We start from the raw sequence: 17,610 nt of genomic DNA, 5'->3' as shown, positions 1-17,610 counted from the left end.
TTTAAGTGGAAACATTACTTGAACAAATAGAAAGCGGAAAACTGTGGCAGTTCCCAGGTGGCATCCATCCACCAGAGCAAAAGACATTATCCAACCAACAACCGATTGCTCGTTTACCTTTGCCTGATAAACTAATCCTGCCACTAAAGCAGCACATTGGTGCCAATGGTAGCCTGTTAGTTAACTCTGGCGATCACGTCCTTAAGGGTCAAGCATTGACGGCTCCAGGCACGAACTGGTCGCTGCCCATTCACGCCCCCACATCTGGCACCATTGAAGCGATAAAACCGATGCCGTCGGCGCATCCATCCGCGCTACCTGAGCTCAGTATTATTTTGCGCCCAGACGGTGAAGATAAGTGGACACCACTGAACCCAATTAGCGACATTAGCACGCTGGATAACAAACAGCTTATCGATATTATCCACCAAGCTGGTATTGCCGGTATGGGCGGTGCGGGATTCCCAACCTATGTCAAAGCAGACAGCCCAAAGCCCATTGAGTTTTTAGTCGTCAATGGCATTGAGTGCGAACCATATATTACAGCCGATGATCGTTTGATGCGTGAGCACGCCAAAGAAATCATCGCAGGCGTCGAAGTGCTACAAGGTATATTGAAGCCACAAAAAGTGTTGTTTGGCATTGAAGATAATAAACCAGAAGCCATTGTGGCGATCACCGCAGCGGCTCAGCATAATCAGGATATCTTAGTCCGTAGTGTGCCAACCAAATACCCCTCAGGTGGTGAAAAGCAACTGGTCAAGCTATTAACTTCCAAAGAAGTACCAAGTGCTGGAATACCAGCGGATATCGGCGTTCTAGTGCAGAACGTTGGAACACTGTTCGCAATTTGGCAAGCCATTTTTGAGGGTAAACCACTTATTGAGCGTGTAGTTACCGTGACCGGTAATACCATTGGTCAGCCAAGCAACGTGTGGGCTTTACTCGGCACTGAAATAAAGCACCTGCTAGACTCACAAGGCTTTTCACCAGTAGAGGCGCAGCGCGTAGTCATGGGCGGTCCAATGATGGGCTTTACCTTGCCATCGGTTAGGATCCCAGTGGTCAAAACCACCAACTGTATACTCGCGCCAGACAACCAAGAACTTGCGATCCCGGGGGACGAAAAGGCATGCATTCGCTGTAGTGCCTGTGCAGATGCCTGCCCTCAAAGCTTATTACCACAGCAGTTACAATGGTTTGCTAAAGGCAAAGAGTACCAAAAGTTAGAGGAATACAACCTCTTTGACTGTATCGAATGTGGTGCGTGCTCTTATGTTTGTCCAAGCGAAATCCCCTTAGTGCAATACTATCGTGTAGCCAAAGCCGACATTCGCGAACAAAAGCTCGAACAAGTCAAAGCAGAGCGTGCTAAAGAGCGTTTTGAGGCAAGAAAAGAGCGCTTAGAGCGCGAACAAGAAGAACGCCAAAATAAACATAAACGCCGTTCGGCAGGTGCTGCGCCGAGAGCCGCAGATAAAGAAAAAGTGCAAGAAGCACTCTCACGCGTTAAGGATAAGCAGTCAGATAAATCCGCAGTCCAAGCTGCGATTGCACGCGCCAAAGCCAAACGAGGTGAGAACGGCGAATTAGAGCCGGATAACAGCGCCATTGCAGAAGAGCGTGAAAAACGCAAAGCGCAGGCGCGTAAATATAAAGAAGAAAAAACTGATCAGCCTGAAAGCACAGATAAAAAAGACGCAGTAGCCGCCGCCATTGCCCGTGCAAAGGCGAAAAAGGCCGCAGCCCAAGCATCATCTGAGTCTGAGCCAGCAGCAACAGATGATAAAAAGGCAGCCGTAGCTGCTGCAATCGCCCGGGCTAAAGCCAAAAAAGCAGCCGCAGAAGACACAGCTGAGCCTGAAGCCAATGCAGCGCCAAGCGATAAAAAGGCTGCCGTTGCTGCCGCAATTGCCAGAGCTAAAGCCAAGAAAGCAGCTAAAGAGGCGGAAGAAGCTGGCGCAAGCGTGAGCGAACAAGCAGAAGCCGCCTCAACGGCAAGCACCGAGGAAGATCCACGTAAAGCTGCCGTTGCCGCCGCAATCGCTAGAGCTAAGGCCAAGAAAGCTGCTAAAGAGGCTAAAGAAGCAGGCGCAAGCGTGAGCGAACAAGCAGAAGCCGCTCCAACGGCAAGCGCCGAGGAAGATCCACGCAAAGCCGCCGTTGCTGCCGCAATTGCCAGAGCTAAGGCCAAGAAAGCTGCTAAAGAGGCAGAAGAAGCTGGCGCAAGCGTGAGCGAACAAGCAGAAGCCGCCTCAACGGAAAGTGCTGACGAAGATCCACGTAAAGCTGCCGTTGCCGCCGCAATTGCCAGAGCTAAGGCCAAGAAAGCTGCTAAAGAGGCGGAAGAAGCTGGCGCAAGCGTGAGCGAACAAGCAGAAGCCGCTCCAACGGCAAGCGCCGAGGAAGATCCACGCAAAGCTGCCGTTGCCGCCGCAATTGCCAGAGCTAAGGCCAAAAAAGCCGCTAAAGAGGCACAAGAAGCTGGCGAAAGCGTGAGTGAGCAAGGCGAAGAAACAAATGAGCCAACGGCGGGATCAGAAACAGACTCCAGCGGTACAGAGCAAGGTGCTGAGGGCACATCTGAGCAGCAACAAGCCAGCCCTGAAGCACGTAAAAAAGCCGCCGTTAAAGCCGCAATTGCAAGAGCAAAAGCGAAGAAGCAAGCGAAAGAACAAGAAGGAAATGAACCGTCATGAAACTAACCATGGCCTCATCCCCGCACAATCATAGCCATAAGTCGGTCAACAAAATCATGATGACCGTCATGGCAGCCTGTATTCCCGGGATCTTAGTCCAAACCTACTATTTTGGTTTTGGTGTATTGATCCAGTTGGCTTTGGCGCTTATTACCGCAAGCCTTGCTGAAGCGCTAGTGCTAAAGCTAAGAGGTCGAGCGATATGGCACAGCCTCAGCGACGGTAGTGCTTGGCTCACTGCTGTGCTACTGGCCATCAGTATTCCGCCACTAGCCCCTTGGTGGATAACTGTCATTGGCGCATTTTTTGCCATCGCAATTGTAAAACAGCTATACGGTGGCCTAGGCTTTAACCTTTTCAACCCGGCCATGGCGGCCTATGTATTATTGCTGATCTCCTTCCCTGTACAAATGACTTCATGGTCACCTATTCAAGCGCTCACGCTAGAGTCGCTAAGCTTTGTCGACCAACTCGCGATGATCTTTACCGAGTCCACCAGCCAAGGTGTCTCACTTGACGTATGGCGTGCAGGGGTGATTGACGGTGCGACTGGTGCCACGCCATTAGACTCGGTAAAAACCGCAGTCTCGCAAGGCTTAACCGTGAATGAGGCGATGAATAAGCAGGGTTTTGGAGCACTTGCGGGACTTGGTTGGCAATATGTTAACCTGGCCTTTTTGCTAGGTGGTCTTTATCTGCTAAAAGCCAAAGTGATCAACTGGCATATTCCTGTAGCCTTTATTGCCAGTCTTGGCCTTGCTAGCGCAATTGGCTATATCATTGCCCCTGAATCAGAGCCGGGCACCCTATTCCATTTGTTAAGTGGCGGCGCTATGCTTGGTGCCTTTTTTATAGCCACCGATCCGGTGTCGGCCTCTACCACTAACTTAGGTCGCCTGATTTACGGCGCGGCAATCGGCTTAACAGTCTATGTTATTCGTCAATTTGGTGGCTATCCAGACGCCGTTGCATTTGCAGTTGTGATCATGAATATGGCCGTACCACTTATCGATCATTACACTCAGCCTCGTACTTATGGTCATGGAGCAAAATCATGATAATTCAATCGATGCAGAAAAATGGCCTCATCCTCGCGGCATTTGCACTGGCAACAACAGGGGCGGTCGCACTGATTAATGACCTCACCAAAGATAAAATTGCCAGCCAAGAGCAGCAGCACCTGATGCAACTGCTTTCTCAGGTGATTGCAGCAGGTAAGTACGACAATACACTGTATTTGGATTGCACCACCAGCAACGCACTAGAACTCGGCCCTGGCGGCCCGCACACCATTTACAGAGCCAGACTCAATGGCGAACCCTCAGCCCTGTTAGTGAGACACATCACCCCCAAAGGCTACAGTGGCAATATTGATGTCTTAACCGCTATCGATAGACAAGGTCTGATCTCAGGTGTGCGTGTAACGCGCCATGAAGAAACCCCAGGCCTTGGTGATAAGGTCGAGCTGGCAAAATCGGCTTGGGTAACGACTTTCAACGGTGTTCAAGTTGAAGGTGAAGCAGATCCTAAAATGAATGTGAAAAAAGACGGCGGTCAATTTGATTCATTTACTGGCGCAACCATTACCCCACGTGCCGTGGTAACCTCGGTAAATCAGGCCGCATGGTTTGCCAAAACGCATTTTGATGCGCTATTTAACGCGCCTAATACTTGCGAGGTGTCGCAATGAGTCAGTTTAAATCGCTCTTTCAAGAAGGTACATGGCAAAATAACCCTGCACTGGTACAGCTTTTAGGGCTGTGTCCACTCCTTGCAGTAACTTCAACGGTAACCAATGCCTTGGGGCTTGGTATTGCCACATTACTGGTACTGGTTGGTTCTAACTTTACCGTATCGGTGGTGAGAAACTGGGTGCCAAAAGACATTCGTATTCCCGTGTTTGTGATGATCATCGCCGCCTTTGTTACGGTTATTCAACTACTCATGAACGCTTATACCTTTGGTCTGTATCAGTCCCTTGGCATATTTATACCGTTGATCGTGACCAACTGCGCCATTATTGGTCGTGCCGAGGCATTCGCTTCGAAGAATAGTCCGTTGTTATCGGTTTGGGATGGTTTAATGATGGGGCTGGGTTTTGCACTGGTGCTATTTGTACTGGGTGCAATGCGCGAATTGATTGGTCAAGGAACACTATTTGATGGTGCCGAGCTACTCCTTGGCAACTGGGCAAGTGTATTGCGTATTGAGATCTTCTCATTCGATCATCAATTTTTAGTTGCAATCCTGCCACCAGGCGCCTTTTTGGGCCTTGGTTTTTTGATTGCCGCTAAAAACATTATCGACGCTCAGCTCAAAGCCAAAGCAGCGCCAACAGCCGAAGAAGTAAAAGGTCCTAGAGCACGGGTCACTAACTTAAACTAATGCGGTAATAATAATGCCAATTTGCAGCGATACCGTCACTATCGCTGCTTAATGAAAGTAACTGCATGCTACCGTCATTGAATTTAGCAAGTAAATCTTATGAATAAACAAAAACGTATAGAAATACTCACGCGACTCAGGGACGAAAATCCGCACCCTGAAACTGAGCTAGAATACTCGTCACCCTTCGAGCTTTTAGTTGCCGTTACCCTCTCAGCACAAGCCACTGATGTTGGGGTAAACAAAGCGACACGCAAACTCTTCCCTGTTGCCAACACACCTGAGAAAATTCTGGAGCTTGGCCTTGAAGGCTTAAGAGACTATATCAAAACCATTGGTTTATTTAATTCAAAAGCCAATAACGTCTATAAAATGTGTCAGATCCTCGTCGACAAACACGGCTCCGAAGTTCCTGAAAACCGTGAAGCACTAGAAGCACTGCCGGGTGTCGGCCGAAAAACCGCCAACGTGGTACTAAACTGCGCTTTTGGCTGGCCGACAATTGCCGTAGACACCCATATATTCCGCGTCTCCAATCGCACCAAATTTGCCATGGGTAAAGATGTAGTAGCAGTCGAGCAAAAGCTAGAAAAGGTGGTACCAAAAGAGTTTAAAGTGGACGTCCACCACTGGCTTATTCTCCATGGCCGCTATGTATGTACAGCAAGAAAGCCCAAATGCGGCAGCTGTATTATTGAAGACTTATGTGAGTTTAAAGAGAAAACGGAATAACCTTCCACTCAAATAATAATGAATTGAGTTATTATCTTTATAGGTAATTTCAACAAAAAGTATATTGTGTAGCGACTTGAACTGAATTGTCGCTACACCTAATATAAAACGTTGCGTTTTTATATTACTTGATACTTCGCATTTGTTCGGATGTATATGATGACTTCTCGGTCAGTTTGATTAGTAATTTTGTGGCTAAACTGACCAGTTGACTCAATATAACTGCCAGCGGCTAAATTTTTCACAGCATTTTTTGGGTTAGCTCGATAATTAATTTCCCCTGAAATTACCACCATCCGAAATTCACTAGCTTGGGTAGAGATAGAACCGTTAAAGCCTACAGGTAATTTAACCATCGAGCCCCCTAATGTCGAATTACTATTCCAAAGAAAGCTAGACTTCACCCCCTCTGCTTTGATGTCATGTAGATCATGATTATTTAGCCAAACGAGGTTATCGCGATGCAGATTTAAAGGACGCTCGCCATTATCGAATTTTTCGGCTGATGGTTGAACGAGGTATGGGCCAGAATCTATTTCTAAATAAATTAAATTACTATCTCCATTCGCCGCGGTAATATGATCTTCGCCCGCAGGTTGTGTCCAAAAAGAGCCAGAAGGCAGCCACATTTTCTCGGCACTTGGATCGTCATTGTGCATTAAGCCATTAATTACTACACCTCGATAAGTAATGTTGTGAATATGAGGTGGCGATTCAAACCCTTTTTTGAAGCGAACTAACATACCAGTCGCTGTATCTTTAGTTCGATCGCCCCACAGATTGGCAGCACCAGGGCTAAGTTCGCCTCTCAAGGGATTTAAGTAGCCCCAAGTAATATCGTCCGCAGAAACTACTTTTGCATTTATGTCTGAAGCAAACGCATTACAAAATATAAATATTGCTGCTATCGAAGCCTTAATTGAAAATTTCATAATCTATCCCATATTAATCCGTGATTAATAGCTAAAGGCAAGTACTTCAAAAAAACTGGTCAAATTAAATGCTGATCACCACTTTCCCCATGGCTTTACCACTGGCTAAACGCTCATGGGCTTTACCCGCTTCCTCTAAAGAGAATGTTTCTTTATCCAGAACAGGCGTTAATTCGCCAGCTTCAACAATCTGCGATATTTCATTTAGAATTTTCCCATGTTCTTCTCGTTTAATGTTGTGCAGCATAGGTATCAGCATAAAGACAACATGTAATGATAACCCTTTAAAATGGGCTAACGATAAATCCATGTTTACCATAGCTACTGTTGACGCAACTTGACCATTCAATGCGGCTGCTTCAAACGAATTTCTCATGTTTTCTCCGCCTACAGAGTCAAACACAACATCAAATCCTAGACCTTCAGTAAATTTGGCAACATAGCCTGCGACTGTTTCCGTTTTATAATTAATAGCTTTAGCACCTAGCTTCTCAATTAAGGCAAGCTGACTATCACCACCACCCGTTGAATAAACTTCTGCACCAAAATATCTGGCAAGTTGCAAGGCAACGTGACCGACACCGCCAGAACCACCATGTACCAATACCTTCTGCCCTTCACTAATACCTGCTCTCATCAAACCTTCATAAGCGGTAATAGCGACTAATGGTAATGCAGCTGCTTCTCGCATCGATAAATTTTGGGGTTTAAGGGCAATCAATTTTGCATCAGCGACCATGTACTCAGCCAATGTTCCTTGAAGGTCAGCCAAACCACCTGCACACCCATAAACTTTATCACCGACTTTGTAATCAGTTACACCTTCACCAACTTCTTCTACAGTGCCGGCAAAATCCATCCCTAAGACAGCAGGCAATGCTGGTGCAATAGGTAAGTTATCACCCATTGCTCTGATCATGGTATCTACTGTATTAACGCTTGTTGCCGCAATTTTTATTAAAACATGCCCAGTTTTTACTTGGGGTTTAGTAATTTCGCAAACTTCAAATACATTCTCGCTACCAAAACTGTTTACTATCATTGCTTTCATTGATGTGTTCATCCTAATTTCTCTTTAGTAGTTGATGGAGTAAGCATATCCACTAGAAAATTGATTGATAATAGAGCAAAATAAGAAATCACTTTTTGGTTTTCATTGATAATATTGAATATTGACCATCTAAAGCTGTTCATTAGGATTGCTGCAACTCATAACATAAGTATGGCTGGACAGGAGTTAGGTTTATCTCCTGCCGTTGCGAGTGCGCATATTAACAAACTAGAAGATGGGCTGGGCGTTAGGCTAATTCACCGAACTACCCGTAAAGTATCATTAACCGAGGAAGGAAAAGCGTTTCTGCCACATGCAGAAGATGTAGTGGCTAGCGTTGGTGCGGCACGCGCATCGGTAGGGGCAGGCAGCACTTCTCCAATCGGAACTTTACGGGTTGCTGCACCTGCATCTTTTGGGCGGATGCATTTATTACCCGCATTGAATGACTTCTTTGTGCGTTATCCAGATTTAACCATTGATTTGAAACTTTCAGATTCTATTGTCGACTTAGTTGAAGGCGGCTTTGATATTGCCATTCGTAACTCAGAACTAAAAGATTCAAGTTTAATTGCTCGAAAGTTAGCACCAGATACCCGAATATTGTGTGCTTCGCCAAATTATTTAGCAAAATACGGTGAGCCAAAGCTCCCTGATGAATTAAATTTTCATCAATGCATTACCCTAATGGGTCTCGATAATTGGTATTTTCAAACAGAAAAAGGTCAATTCAATATTAAGGTCAAGGGAAGGTTACGCACCGATAATGGTGAAGCTGTTCGTGATGCCTGCATTAATGGCTTAGGTATCACCATCAATTCTAAATGGAGTGCTTACCAACAGATTAAAAGTGGTGAATTAGTCCAAATATTAAAAGATTTTCCGCTTATTTCAAATACGGCAATTTGGGCTGTTTACCCAAGTTCAAGATTGCTAGCCCCCAAAGTAAGGGCCTTTATTGATTATTTTTCAGAGTATTTTGGTGACACACCTTATTGGGAACAATAACCATTAGCCCCTTTTCGTTCACTTAGCAGGAATACCTTCATTTAGTTGGAATAGCTGTTTCTGTGACTTAAAGTTTCTTTAACCGCTTGATGACTTAGACCTCCATTAAAAGTAGTTTTGTGATGTAAGCCAAACATCTGCTATTGGTACTCTCAAGAGTGCATCCGTATCTACTTTAATTTTCCTTTGGCAGGCCGACAATTGCCGTAGACCCCCATATCTTCCGCGTTTCTAACCGCACTAAGTTTGCCATGGGTAAAGATGTAGTGGCTGTCGAGCAAAAGCTAGAAAAGGTGGTACCAACAGAGTTTAAAGTGGACGTCCACCACTGGCTTATTCTCCATGGCCGCTATGTGTGTACAGCAAGAAAGCCCAAATGCGGCAGCTGTATTATTGAAGACTTGTGTGAGTTTAAAGAGAAGACTGATAGCTAATCTTTGTTTTAGCATAAGCACAACTTTTATTTGTGGTGGTTACCGTGAATTTGTTGTTTCGTAAAATTGTTCAAGCGATATGAAAGCACAGATCGCTGCGTAAAGCAGCTCCTACTTCACGCCACATTCGTATCGACGTGATGGTTAGCCTAAGGCAATACCACTGCTGAATACCCTATTCCATCTGGTCCGTTACTAGTAGGGAGTTCAAATAAGGTTTTGCCAGATACAATATCTATAACAAGGACCTTATTTTTTTGGTAAGCGGATAAAAATAAAGTGCGATCGTCTGGATGGAGGATCACGCCTTTTGGTCCTGTTCCCGGCTCAAACTTTATTTGACGCAGCTTTTCTTTGTGCATTGCATCGATCACATCAAGGGTGTGATTCCTATAGTCTGAGATCACAGCAAACTGCTCATCGCGGGTAAGTAACACACGGTATGGAAAGCTATAGCCTTTCCATTGCTTAATTATACGCTCATTTGCTACATCAAACACGGTAACTAAGCCATCATCGTTGCTACCAACCCAGAGCTCTGAGCCACTTTTATTTATGGTGATAGCCTCTGGTACTTTTGGCATTGAAATTTTGCGAAGTAAGGCACCTGACTTTACATCTAATTCAGACACTGAATCTGCGCGCATATTTGTGGTGTAAACACGCTCGCTAGACGCCGGCAGCGCCACCATATGAGAGCCTCTTTGCTCTGTTGCTATTACTTTATCAATTTTCCCCGACTCTATATCAACGATTACCACACTGTCGGAGCCTTCAGACGATACTGCAACGCGTTTTTGGTCTTTTAAAAACAACACGCCATGTGGCCTTGGATAACGAGAAAAATCAATGGTTTTAACTTTTTTTGCTTGCCGAACGTCAAAAACACTTAGACTATTGCCACGTGCATAATTAGTGACAACAGCCGTATGCCCGTCGGCACTCATTGCTAATTCATGTGGTCCTCTGCCGGTTGCGAGCGTCAGCTTAATTTTTCGGCTGCTAAGATCGATGAAATCAACCGAGTCCCCCTTTTTATTTACAACAACCAATGTTCCCGACAAGTTATTTGTATCAGCCCATGAAGGGAAGCTGATTAAACACCCAAATAAGAACACATACACAACATAATTAACCCATCTCATTTTGACTCCTATTGATCTGTTAGCTAGTACTGTTGTTTTTATCACTACTGTATTTATCATTGAAAAGCAATCGTAATACAGCCGTCAAAAACACCCTATCCCAAATTTAACTCAGACACGCCTGATACTCGAAACCTTCCTGTTTCCTATGTTGAATAGCACACTTTCCATCACTCGCAACAACTCCCTCGCCTACATCCGTTTTACAATTTCTAGAACATTTTCAAAGTATTGATTTCACAAATCACTACGCTTTCTTTATGCTAATGAAAGTCTTTAAATTTTAATGCGAATATCATTATGCTACCTGTCCTTCGTATCTTGTTAATAGAACAAGAGCCAGCCGTATTGCAAGCGCTCTCAAGCAATCTGTCAAAAACGATCCCTAATTTTGAGCGAGAGGATGTTCAAATCGATATTATTGAATGTCTCGAACTTTCAAAAGCCTTGGAGCATGTCACTGAAGATGGTGATATTCAAGCTGTCGTGCTGAGTTGGGATGTGCAACAGAAAAGTGGCGAACAAACCTATAGTCGCTTTATCGAGCAATTAAAAAGTATTCGTCTAGAATTACCGGTTTATGTTATTGGTGATGACACTAAAGGGCTTGAGATAGTCAACGAATCCGAGGAAATCGAGTCTTTCTTCTTTAAAGATGAAGTTATCTCAGATCCTGAAGCCATTTTAGGTTATATGATCAACGACTTTGATGACAGAGCCGAGACGCCATTTTGGACCGCGTATCGCAGTTATGTCGGCGAAGCGAACGACTCTTGGCATACTCCAGGTCACAGCGGCGGTTCGAGCTTTAGAAACTCTCCTTATATCAAAGATTTTTATCAATTCTATGGCCGTAATGTATTTGTCGGAGACTTGTCTGTCTCGGTTGATTCGTTAGGTTCACTGTCAGACAGCACCAATACCATTGGCCGCGCTCAGGAATCCGCAGCAGCAACGTTTGAGGTTAAACGCACCTACTTCGTGACCAACGGTTCGTCCACCTCGAATAAAATTATTTTGCAAACCCTCCTTCGCAAGGGCGATAAGGTGATCATCGACCGTAACTGTCATAAGTCTGTGCACTATGGCATTTTGCAATCGGCCAGTTTCCCTATCTATTTATCGAGTATCTTAAATCCCAAATATGGCATATTCGCACCGCCTTCACTGGCTGACATCAAGCAAGCGATTGAACAAAATACCGATGCAAAACTACTGGTGCTCACAGGCTGTACCTATGATGGTTTGCTGAGCGATCTGAAACAAGTCGTAGAATTCGCCCATCAGCATGGCATCAAAGTTTTTATTGATGAAGCTTGGTTTGCTTACTCGCTATTTCACCCCAGCTTGCGCCATTACTCCGCCATTCATGCAGGTGCCGATTATGTCACTCATTCGGCGCATAAAGTCGTATCGGCATTTTCGCAGGCGTCTTATATCCATATTAATGACCCCGATTTTGATGCTGATTTCTTCCGTGAGATTTACAGTATCTACGCCAGCACCTCGCCCAAATACCAACTTATTGCGTCTTTGGATGTGTGCCAAAAGCAGTTAGAGATGGAAGGCTATAAGTTACTCAATGCGCTGCTGAACCATGTTACAGAGTTCAAACAGCAGATGGCCTCGCTCAAACATATCAAAGTGCTTGATAAGCAAGACTTCATGAACATATTCCCACATTTTAGTGGCGATAATATGGGGCATGATCCGCTTAAAATCCTCATAGATATTAGTGAACTACCGTACTCATTAAAGGATATTCATAAATTTCTGCTGGACGAAATTGGGCTGGAGATTGAGAAATACACGCACAGTACCATCTTGGTCTTACTGACGTTGGGAGGTACACGCTCAAAGATCATTCGTTTATACAATGCCTTAAAGAAGCTCGATGGCGGCAAGGTAAAACTATCGAAGTCAACGCGACGCTCACGCTTACCTGAGAATTTACCCGCTATTGACCTTGCTTGTATTCCTAGTGATGCCTTCTACGGTGAACGTGAATCTGTGCCTATTAGCAAGAGCAACAACCGTATTTGTGCAGGTTTAGTCACCCCGTATCCTCCGGGTATTCCGCTTTTGGTGCCGGGTCAACATATTACCCAAGAGCATATTGAATATCTCAAGGAACTGGCAGGCCAAGGATTGACCATTCAAGGTAGTTTCGATGGTGAGATCTACGTGCTTAAGGAGCAAGAGGAAAAATAAAGCGAGCCACTATCGTTAGTTGACTCACTGAGCAGCGATGTCATTAGACATTGCTGCACCAGCATTACATAAAAGATTATAAAGAGCTGTTAGCTCACTGAGTATAGCCTTAACTGAGAAACAATTTGTTTATCAGGCTAATTACTACTAAGAAATATGATCCACCTGAGAACACATAAAAATTTAAAAATCAAATCGTTACCATCAAGTCTGTATTATTACCCTTTAGCCTATATTGACTAGCTCTACCCATCTAATCAATACACGCTGATAGAAAAGCACTATCTCTGGCTCAGCTTAAGATATTCCACTGATGATACAAAGTAATCAACCTGAGTCTTGGATAAGGAATAAGCTAACTTATTGTTTTTAAAGTTCACCTTAATTTCCCCCTTGTCCAGCCAGAGAGTTTTAGTGGTAACACTGCTTCCTGTAGGCAAGGCAAATTTACGCACCAATAGCTGGCATAGGGAGTGAATTCAATGCAGTTAGCGCTAATACTAATCCGATAAATAGTATTCTACGCTCGTGACCACACGTACAATTTTGATCTGCGGTGTATTACTGTCTCTATCGCGAATGCTAAATTGCCCTTGTCTTGCTGATTTTATTTTGCCAAGTACAGAGTCGGAATCTTTAGCAAATTTGACCGCCACTTCTCGTGCTTTTTGTGTGGCTTCTTGCACCATTTCAGGCTTAATATCATTAAGGCCAGTAAACAAATATTCAACTCGATTTTGATAATCATCTTTGGTGATGGCAATACCTTGTTTGGCCAGCTCACTTAACTGCCCTAGCGCTTGCGATACCTTATCTGGATTATTGGAGTACACTGTCACACCAGCTTTTGCCACATACCGAAATCCCTGATTATTTTGTCCGTACTCTTGGGCGTATTTATCTGTAATAGAAGGCGCTGATATCGAAAGCTCGGAAGCATCAAAGCCATGTAAGGTTAAGAACGCGCGGATAGCTGCGTTTTTCTTTTCAGTGCGCTCAACCAACGCTTCCAGATCGTTATCTGCATCACGATAAAATACAGGCCAAATCACCGTATCTGCCGTTACTTCCTTTTCCGATAACCCCTTTACACTTACCGTTCGCTCCATTCCTTTTACTTCTAGAATGGTCGATTTTACCATCCAGCCACTCACTATCACCGCCAGTGATAGCAAAGCCGCAGGAGCTAAATATTTACTCATAGTAGACATATCTTTGTCCTCAACGTTACGCCTCAGTCATAGTTTTCGTACAATTATTATAGGGATAGATCAAAGTCTACCTTAATTGCACTCGAAAACTGCGAGCAAAATGGTAGAGTGGTGCTTATGAGCTGCGGCTGAACTAGGAAACAGTATGAGCGTAAAGCGTATTAGCCAATTTTTTAACCCCCAATCTATTGCGGTGATTGGTGCTTCTAACAATCCAGATCGCGCCGGCTTTATTGTAATGCGTAACTTGCTGCAAGGCGGCTTTAAAGGGCCCATTATGCCCGTCAGCCCAAAACATACCGCAGTGCATGGAGTGCTTGCTTACAATACTATTAGACAGTTACCCAAAGTCCCTGATCTCGCTGTTATTTGTACCAACAAACAAACCCTAGTGCAAATCATCAATGAGCTTGGCGAAATTGGTTGTCAGCATGCAATCATCATCGCGGCGGGTCTCGATAATCAGCATAAACAACTATTAAAAGAAGCCGCCAAAATAGCCAAAGTCACCTTGCTTGGTCCTAATTGCCTCGGTTTACTCATTCCTCACTTGGGTATTAATGCTAGTTTTTCTCATACGGTTGCAGCACCCGGTAAGCTTGCTTTTATTTCACAATCGGCGGCGGTATGTTCAACCATACTGGACTGGGCACAACATAAAAAAATCGGCTTTTCTTACTTTGTTTCCGTTGGGGATTGCCTTGATATCGATTTCGACGAACTACTCGATTTCCTCGGACGGGATCCAAAAACCCAAGCTATTTTGCTTTATATTGATAATATCGACGATGTTAGGCGCTTTATTTCCGCAGCTCGAGCCGCTGCATTTAGTAAGCCCGTCATCGCCATAAAAACCGGTAAAACCAAGGCTGGCGCAATCGCTGCGCTGAATCACACCGGCGGCAATACCTCCGATGACGCAGTTTATGATGCCATGTTCCAACGTGCAGGTATGCTGAGGGTAAACGATCTTAGGGAGCTATTTGCTGCCACTCAAACCCTTGCTTTACACCCCAAATTGCTGCAAGTAGAACAGCTGACCATTTTAACCAATGGTGGCGGCCCTGGCATTATGGCGGTCGATACCTTACTACAGAACTCAGGCAAACTGACGGTACTAAGCGAGCAGACCAAGCAAGCGCTCAGCGCCCTGATCCCACAAACGGATCATGCTTGTAACCCTATAGATATTTTTGGTGATTCCTCGCCAAAACGTTACCAACAAGCACTAGAAGTTCTGTTAAAAGCTGACGAAGTCAAAAACTTATTGATAATTCATACTCCTTCAGCGCTTGCGCCAAGTACCGCTTATGCCGAGATCATTGCACAAACCCTAGCCAAAATTCCAAAAATGGCGCGCCCTTATGTGATGACGAATTTTATGGGTGAAGAAGCGGCCTACGCTGCAAGGCTTGTATGCGCAAATGCTAAGATCCCAACTTATCGTACACCCGAAGGTGCAGTTGGTGCCTTTATGCACTTGGTGAGCTACCGCCGAAACCAAAAACATCTCACACAGACACCAGAATCCTACAGTGATGAAGACCAGCTGCAACACCTGCAAAGCAAACGTTTAATCAATGACTTTTTAAACTCTGGCGCCAATAAACTCGCGACCCATTTAGCTTCTCAAGTGCTGGCTAATTACGATATAGAATGTATAGAGACGCAAATCGCACTCACCCCCTCAGAAGCAAAAGAGCAAGCTCAGCAGCTTGGCTTTCCCGTTGCACTTAAGCTGATAAGTCATGACATCCCCTCTAAGTCGGAAGTGGGTGGGGTTGTGCTCAACCTCAATGATGCCGAAGAAGTAGAGCAAACCGCATTTTCGATGTTACTACGGATCCGCGAGGCGGCACCCGAAGCTGAAATAGAAGGCTTCTCTTTGCAACGCATGGCAAAACGCGCTGGAGGACAAGAATTACGGATAGCAGTAAAAACCGAACCCGGTGTTGGCCCTGTTATTTTACTGGGTGAAGCGGGCACCGGGCTTAATTTCTCGCAAGCTGCGGTGGCATTACCGCCACTGAATATGAACCTTGCAAAGTACCTGATTGCAGCCGCCCATGACAAAGGCTTTATCAAGGAGCGAGCACTGCCTGAAAAGGTCGATAAATACCGTCTGTGCGCCCTACTCACTCGTGTCTCTCAAATGGTAGTCGACCAACCCGATATTATTGATATGGAACTCAACCCTATTTTGGCCTGTTCGGGTCAGTTCCAAGTGCTCGACGCCAGTATTACGCTAAGACGATACGAGCCAGTATCAGGCCGTAAACGCTTGGCTATCCGGCCTTACCCCCGAGAGTTGGTAAAAACCGTGACATTAAAAGATGGCCGCCCTGCAACCTTGAGACCTATTCGCCCTGAGGATGAAAGAGCGCACCAAGAATTTGACCAGTCTTTAAGTAAAGAAGATAGATACCGCCGCTTTTTTGGCGAGCTGCCGCAATTTAATCATGAGCAACTCGCCAAAATGACGCAAATTGACTACGACCGAGAAATGGCGTTTATCGTCACTGTGCCGAATAAATCTAGCTACCAAACGCTTGGGGTATCACGCGTATTGATGGACCCAGATAACCAAGTGGCTGAATTTGCCGTAGTGGTACGCTCAGACTGCCAAGGACTTGGGCTTGGACGAATACTCATGGAAGCTGCTATAAAACACTGTCGTAAACAAAACGTACAAAGTATAGAAGGGATCACTCTGCCAGAAAATAGCGGTATGATAGGTCTTGCCAAAAAGCTCGGATTCACCGTATCTCGAGATTTTGAGGAAGGCACCATTCAGATGGTGTTACACTTAAACTAAACACAAAAAAGATAAGGGATGCTGGCAACTTGATGCAACTTCACATCAGAGAAAAAACGGCTGCGGTGCTCGAGGCTACAGGGCAATACCGCCGACTCGGGCGGGCAGTTGATATCTTCCTCATCACCCTGATTTTAACCAATGTCGTTGCCATCGTGTTGGAATCTGAGCGCGACTTAGCAACTGTGTACCATCACTACTTTCTCACCCTAGAGTTAGTCAGTGTGACCATCTTCGCCATTGAATACTTACTGAGATTTTGGTGCTGTGTCGATAAGCTTGATTACCGCCATTTGGATATACCAAATTGGAAAAAGCGCCTAAAGTATCTGATATCACCGCTGGCGGTGATTGATCTCATCGCTATTTTGCCAACCATATTAATGGCCTTTATCACCTTTGATCTGCGTTTTTTACGTGTTATTCGATTACTCAGGATCTTTAAGCTGACGCGCTACTCTCGGGCCATGCAGTTGCTACTCGCAGCATTTAAAGAAGAATCGAGTTCATTACTTGCCGCCTTTTTTATCATGAGCGTTGTGCTAATCATGGCCTCTTGCGGAATTTATCTTATTGAACACGATGTGCAACCGGATAAATTTGGCTCCATTCCTAAAGCGATGTGGTGGGCGATGGCTACTCTAACCACCGTGGGTTATGGCGATGTTGTGCCTATCACCCCGCTTGGACAATTTTTTGGTGGCCTTATCACTTTACTCAGTATGGGCATGGTCGCGATCCCCACCGGCCTCTTGGCCTCAAGCTTTGCGGACCAAATGCGCAAACGTCGAGATGCATTCAATGAGGCGGTATTGCATGCGTTAGTCGATGGTGATGTCGACAAAAGTGAACAAGCCCATTTAGAAGCCCTTCGTGTAGAGCTTGGCTTAAGTCAATTGGAAGCAAACCAAGCAATTAAACTAATGAGTAGTCAACGCGTCCATCATATGTACTGTCGTCACTGTGGTAAAAAGCTGTAGCCAAAGA

The 17,610-nt window shown here is 45.1% G+C and carries 13 protein-coding genes and 1 pseudogene; 10 read left to right on the top strand and 4 right to left on the bottom strand.

Annotated features, from left to right (window positions below; translation table 11 throughout):
• The first annotated feature begins 5 nt into the window (after nucleotides 1–5).
• From rsxC to nth, 5 genes are all read left to right on the top strand, one after another.
• Nucleotides 6–2,699 (top strand): electron transport complex subunit RsxC, encoded by a 2,694-nt coding sequence (gene rsxC, locus MHN32_RS15515; RefSeq protein WP_239422272.1) that lies wholly within the window; start codon nucleotides 6–8, stop codon nucleotides 2,697–2,699.
• Nucleotides 2,696–3,757 carry an electron transport complex subunit RsxD gene (gene rsxD, locus MHN32_RS15510; protein WP_010607374.1) on the top strand — a complete coding sequence of 354 codons (1,062 nt, stop codon included), beginning with the start codon at nucleotides 2,696–2,698 and terminating at the stop codon, nucleotides 3,755–3,757. Before rsxC ends, rsxD begins: the two co-directional genes overlap by 4 nt.
• On the top strand, nucleotides 3,754–4,389 hold the full coding sequence (rsxG, locus tag MHN32_RS15505) for an electron transport complex subunit RsxG (protein WP_174170853.1): 636 nt from the start codon (nucleotides 3,754–3,756) through the stop codon (nucleotides 4,387–4,389). Before rsxD ends, rsxG begins: the two co-directional genes overlap by 4 nt.
• Nucleotides 4,386–5,084: an electron transport complex subunit E gene (locus tag MHN32_RS15500; protein WP_174170854.1), complete on the top strand. Its 699-nt coding sequence runs from the start codon at nucleotides 4,386–4,388 to the stop codon at nucleotides 5,082–5,084. The genes rsxG and MHN32_RS15500 overlap by 4 nt, the downstream gene beginning before the upstream one ends.
• Nucleotides 5,085–5,183: 99 nt before the next feature.
• Nucleotides 5,184–5,816: an endonuclease III gene (nth, locus tag MHN32_RS15495; protein WP_010607376.1), complete on the top strand. Its 633-nt coding sequence runs from the start codon at nucleotides 5,184–5,186 to the stop codon at nucleotides 5,814–5,816.
• A 119-nt stretch (nucleotides 5,817–5,935) separates the two neighbouring features.
• On the opposite strand, the gene MHN32_RS15490 is transcribed toward nth, so the two are convergent.
• Nucleotides 5,936–6,748, bottom strand: coding sequence for a DUF4437 domain-containing protein (locus tag MHN32_RS15490; protein WP_239422271.1), 813 nt, complete (start codon nucleotides 6,746–6,748; stop codon nucleotides 5,936–5,938).
• Between the two features lie 64 nt (nucleotides 6,749–6,812).
• Nucleotides 6,813–7,799 carry a zinc-dependent alcohol dehydrogenase family protein gene (locus MHN32_RS15485; protein ID WP_239422282.1) on the bottom strand — a complete coding sequence of 329 codons (987 nt, stop codon included), beginning with the start codon at nucleotides 7,797–7,799 and terminating at the stop codon, nucleotides 6,813–6,815.
• A gap of 114 nt (nucleotides 7,800–7,913) precedes the next feature.
• Here MHN32_RS15485 and MHN32_RS15480 point away from each other — a divergent pair, with 114 nt between their 5' ends.
• Nucleotides 7,914–8,807, top strand: coding sequence for a LysR family transcriptional regulator (locus MHN32_RS15480; protein WP_239422280.1), 894 nt, complete (start codon nucleotides 7,914–7,916; stop codon nucleotides 8,805–8,807).
• Between the two features lie 182 nt (nucleotides 8,808–8,989).
• A pseudogene (locus MHN32_RS15475) lies at nucleotides 8,990–9,241 on the top strand (endonuclease III); the annotation flags it as partial.
• Nucleotides 9,242–9,390: 149 nt separating this feature from the next.
• Here MHN32_RS15475 and MHN32_RS15470 read toward each other — a convergent pair.
• Nucleotides 9,391–10,386 carry a YncE family protein gene (locus MHN32_RS15470; RefSeq protein ID WP_239422270.1) on the bottom strand — a complete coding sequence of 332 codons (996 nt, stop codon included), beginning with the start codon at nucleotides 10,384–10,386 and terminating at the stop codon, nucleotides 9,391–9,393.
• A 300-nt stretch (nucleotides 10,387–10,686) separates the two neighbouring features.
• Between MHN32_RS15470 and MHN32_RS15465 the strand changes: the two genes are divergently transcribed.
• Nucleotides 10,687–12,597, top strand: a complete 1,911-nt coding sequence (locus MHN32_RS15465; protein ID WP_239422269.1) for an aminotransferase class V-fold PLP-dependent enzyme — start codon at nucleotides 10,687–10,689, stop codon at nucleotides 12,595–12,597.
• Between the two features lie 500 nt (nucleotides 12,598–13,097).
• On the opposite strand, the gene MHN32_RS15460 is transcribed toward MHN32_RS15465, so the two are convergent.
• Nucleotides 13,098–13,808, bottom strand: a complete 711-nt coding sequence (locus MHN32_RS15460) for an SIMPL domain-containing protein (protein WP_010607381.1) — start codon at nucleotides 13,806–13,808, stop codon at nucleotides 13,098–13,100.
• A 145-nt stretch (nucleotides 13,809–13,953) separates the two neighbouring features.
• Between MHN32_RS15460 and MHN32_RS15455 the strand changes: the two genes are divergently transcribed.
• Both MHN32_RS15455 and MHN32_RS15450 read left to right on the top strand, forming a co-directional pair.
• On the top strand, nucleotides 13,954–16,623 hold the full coding sequence (locus tag MHN32_RS15455) for a bifunctional acetate--CoA ligase family protein/GNAT family N-acetyltransferase (protein ID WP_239422268.1): 2,670 nt from the start codon (nucleotides 13,954–13,956) through the stop codon (nucleotides 16,621–16,623).
• A 32-nt stretch (nucleotides 16,624–16,655) separates the two neighbouring features.
• A complete protein-coding gene (locus tag MHN32_RS15450) occupies nucleotides 16,656–17,603 on the top strand; it encodes an ion transporter (RefSeq protein WP_237116774.1) in 948 nt (315 codons plus the stop codon).
• The last annotated feature ends 7 nt before the right edge of the window (nucleotides 17,604–17,610 follow it).

The organism is Pseudoalteromonas sp. Of11M-6 (assembly GCF_022347905.1).
GTDB lineage: Bacteria > Pseudomonadota > Gammaproteobacteria > Enterobacterales > Alteromonadaceae > Pseudoalteromonas.
This window is presented reverse-complemented; position numbering and strand designations above follow the sequence as displayed.

Excerpts from the sequence above, each read along its gene's own strand:
- rsxD (WP_010607374.1), top strand. The coding sequence starts at position 2,696 with ATGAAACTAACCATGGCCTCATCCCCGCACAATCATAGCCATAAGTCG.
- rsxG (WP_174170853.1), top strand. The coding sequence starts at position 3,754 with ATGATAATTCAATCGATGCAGAAAAATGGCCTCATCCTCGCGGCATTT.
- MHN32_RS15500 (WP_174170854.1), top strand. The coding sequence starts at position 4,386 with ATGAGTCAGTTTAAATCGCTCTTTCAAGAAGGTACATGGCAAAATAAC.
- nth (WP_010607376.1), top strand. The coding sequence starts at position 5,184 with ATGAATAAACAAAAACGTATAGAAATACTCACGCGACTCAGGGACGAA.
- MHN32_RS15490 (WP_239422271.1), bottom strand. The coding sequence starts at position 6,748 with ATGAAATTTTCAATTAAGGCTTCGATAGCAGCAATATTTATATTTTGT.
- MHN32_RS15485 (WP_239422282.1), bottom strand. The coding sequence starts at position 7,799 with ATGAAAGCAATGATAGTAAACAGTTTTGGTAGCGAGAATGTATTTGAA.
- MHN32_RS15470 (WP_239422270.1), bottom strand. The coding sequence starts at position 10,386 with ATGAGATGGGTTAATTATGTTGTGTATGTGTTCTTATTTGGGTGTTTA.
- MHN32_RS15465 (WP_239422269.1), top strand. The coding sequence starts at position 10,687 with ATGCTACCTGTCCTTCGTATCTTGTTAATAGAACAAGAGCCAGCCGTA.
- MHN32_RS15460 (WP_010607381.1), bottom strand. The coding sequence starts at position 13,808 with ATGTCTACTATGAGTAAATATTTAGCTCCTGCGGCTTTGCTATCACTG.
- MHN32_RS15455 (WP_239422268.1), top strand. The coding sequence starts at position 13,954 with ATGAGCGTAAAGCGTATTAGCCAATTTTTTAACCCCCAATCTATTGCG.
- MHN32_RS15450 (WP_237116774.1), top strand. The coding sequence starts at position 16,656 with ATGCAACTTCACATCAGAGAAAAAACGGCTGCGGTGCTCGAGGCTACA.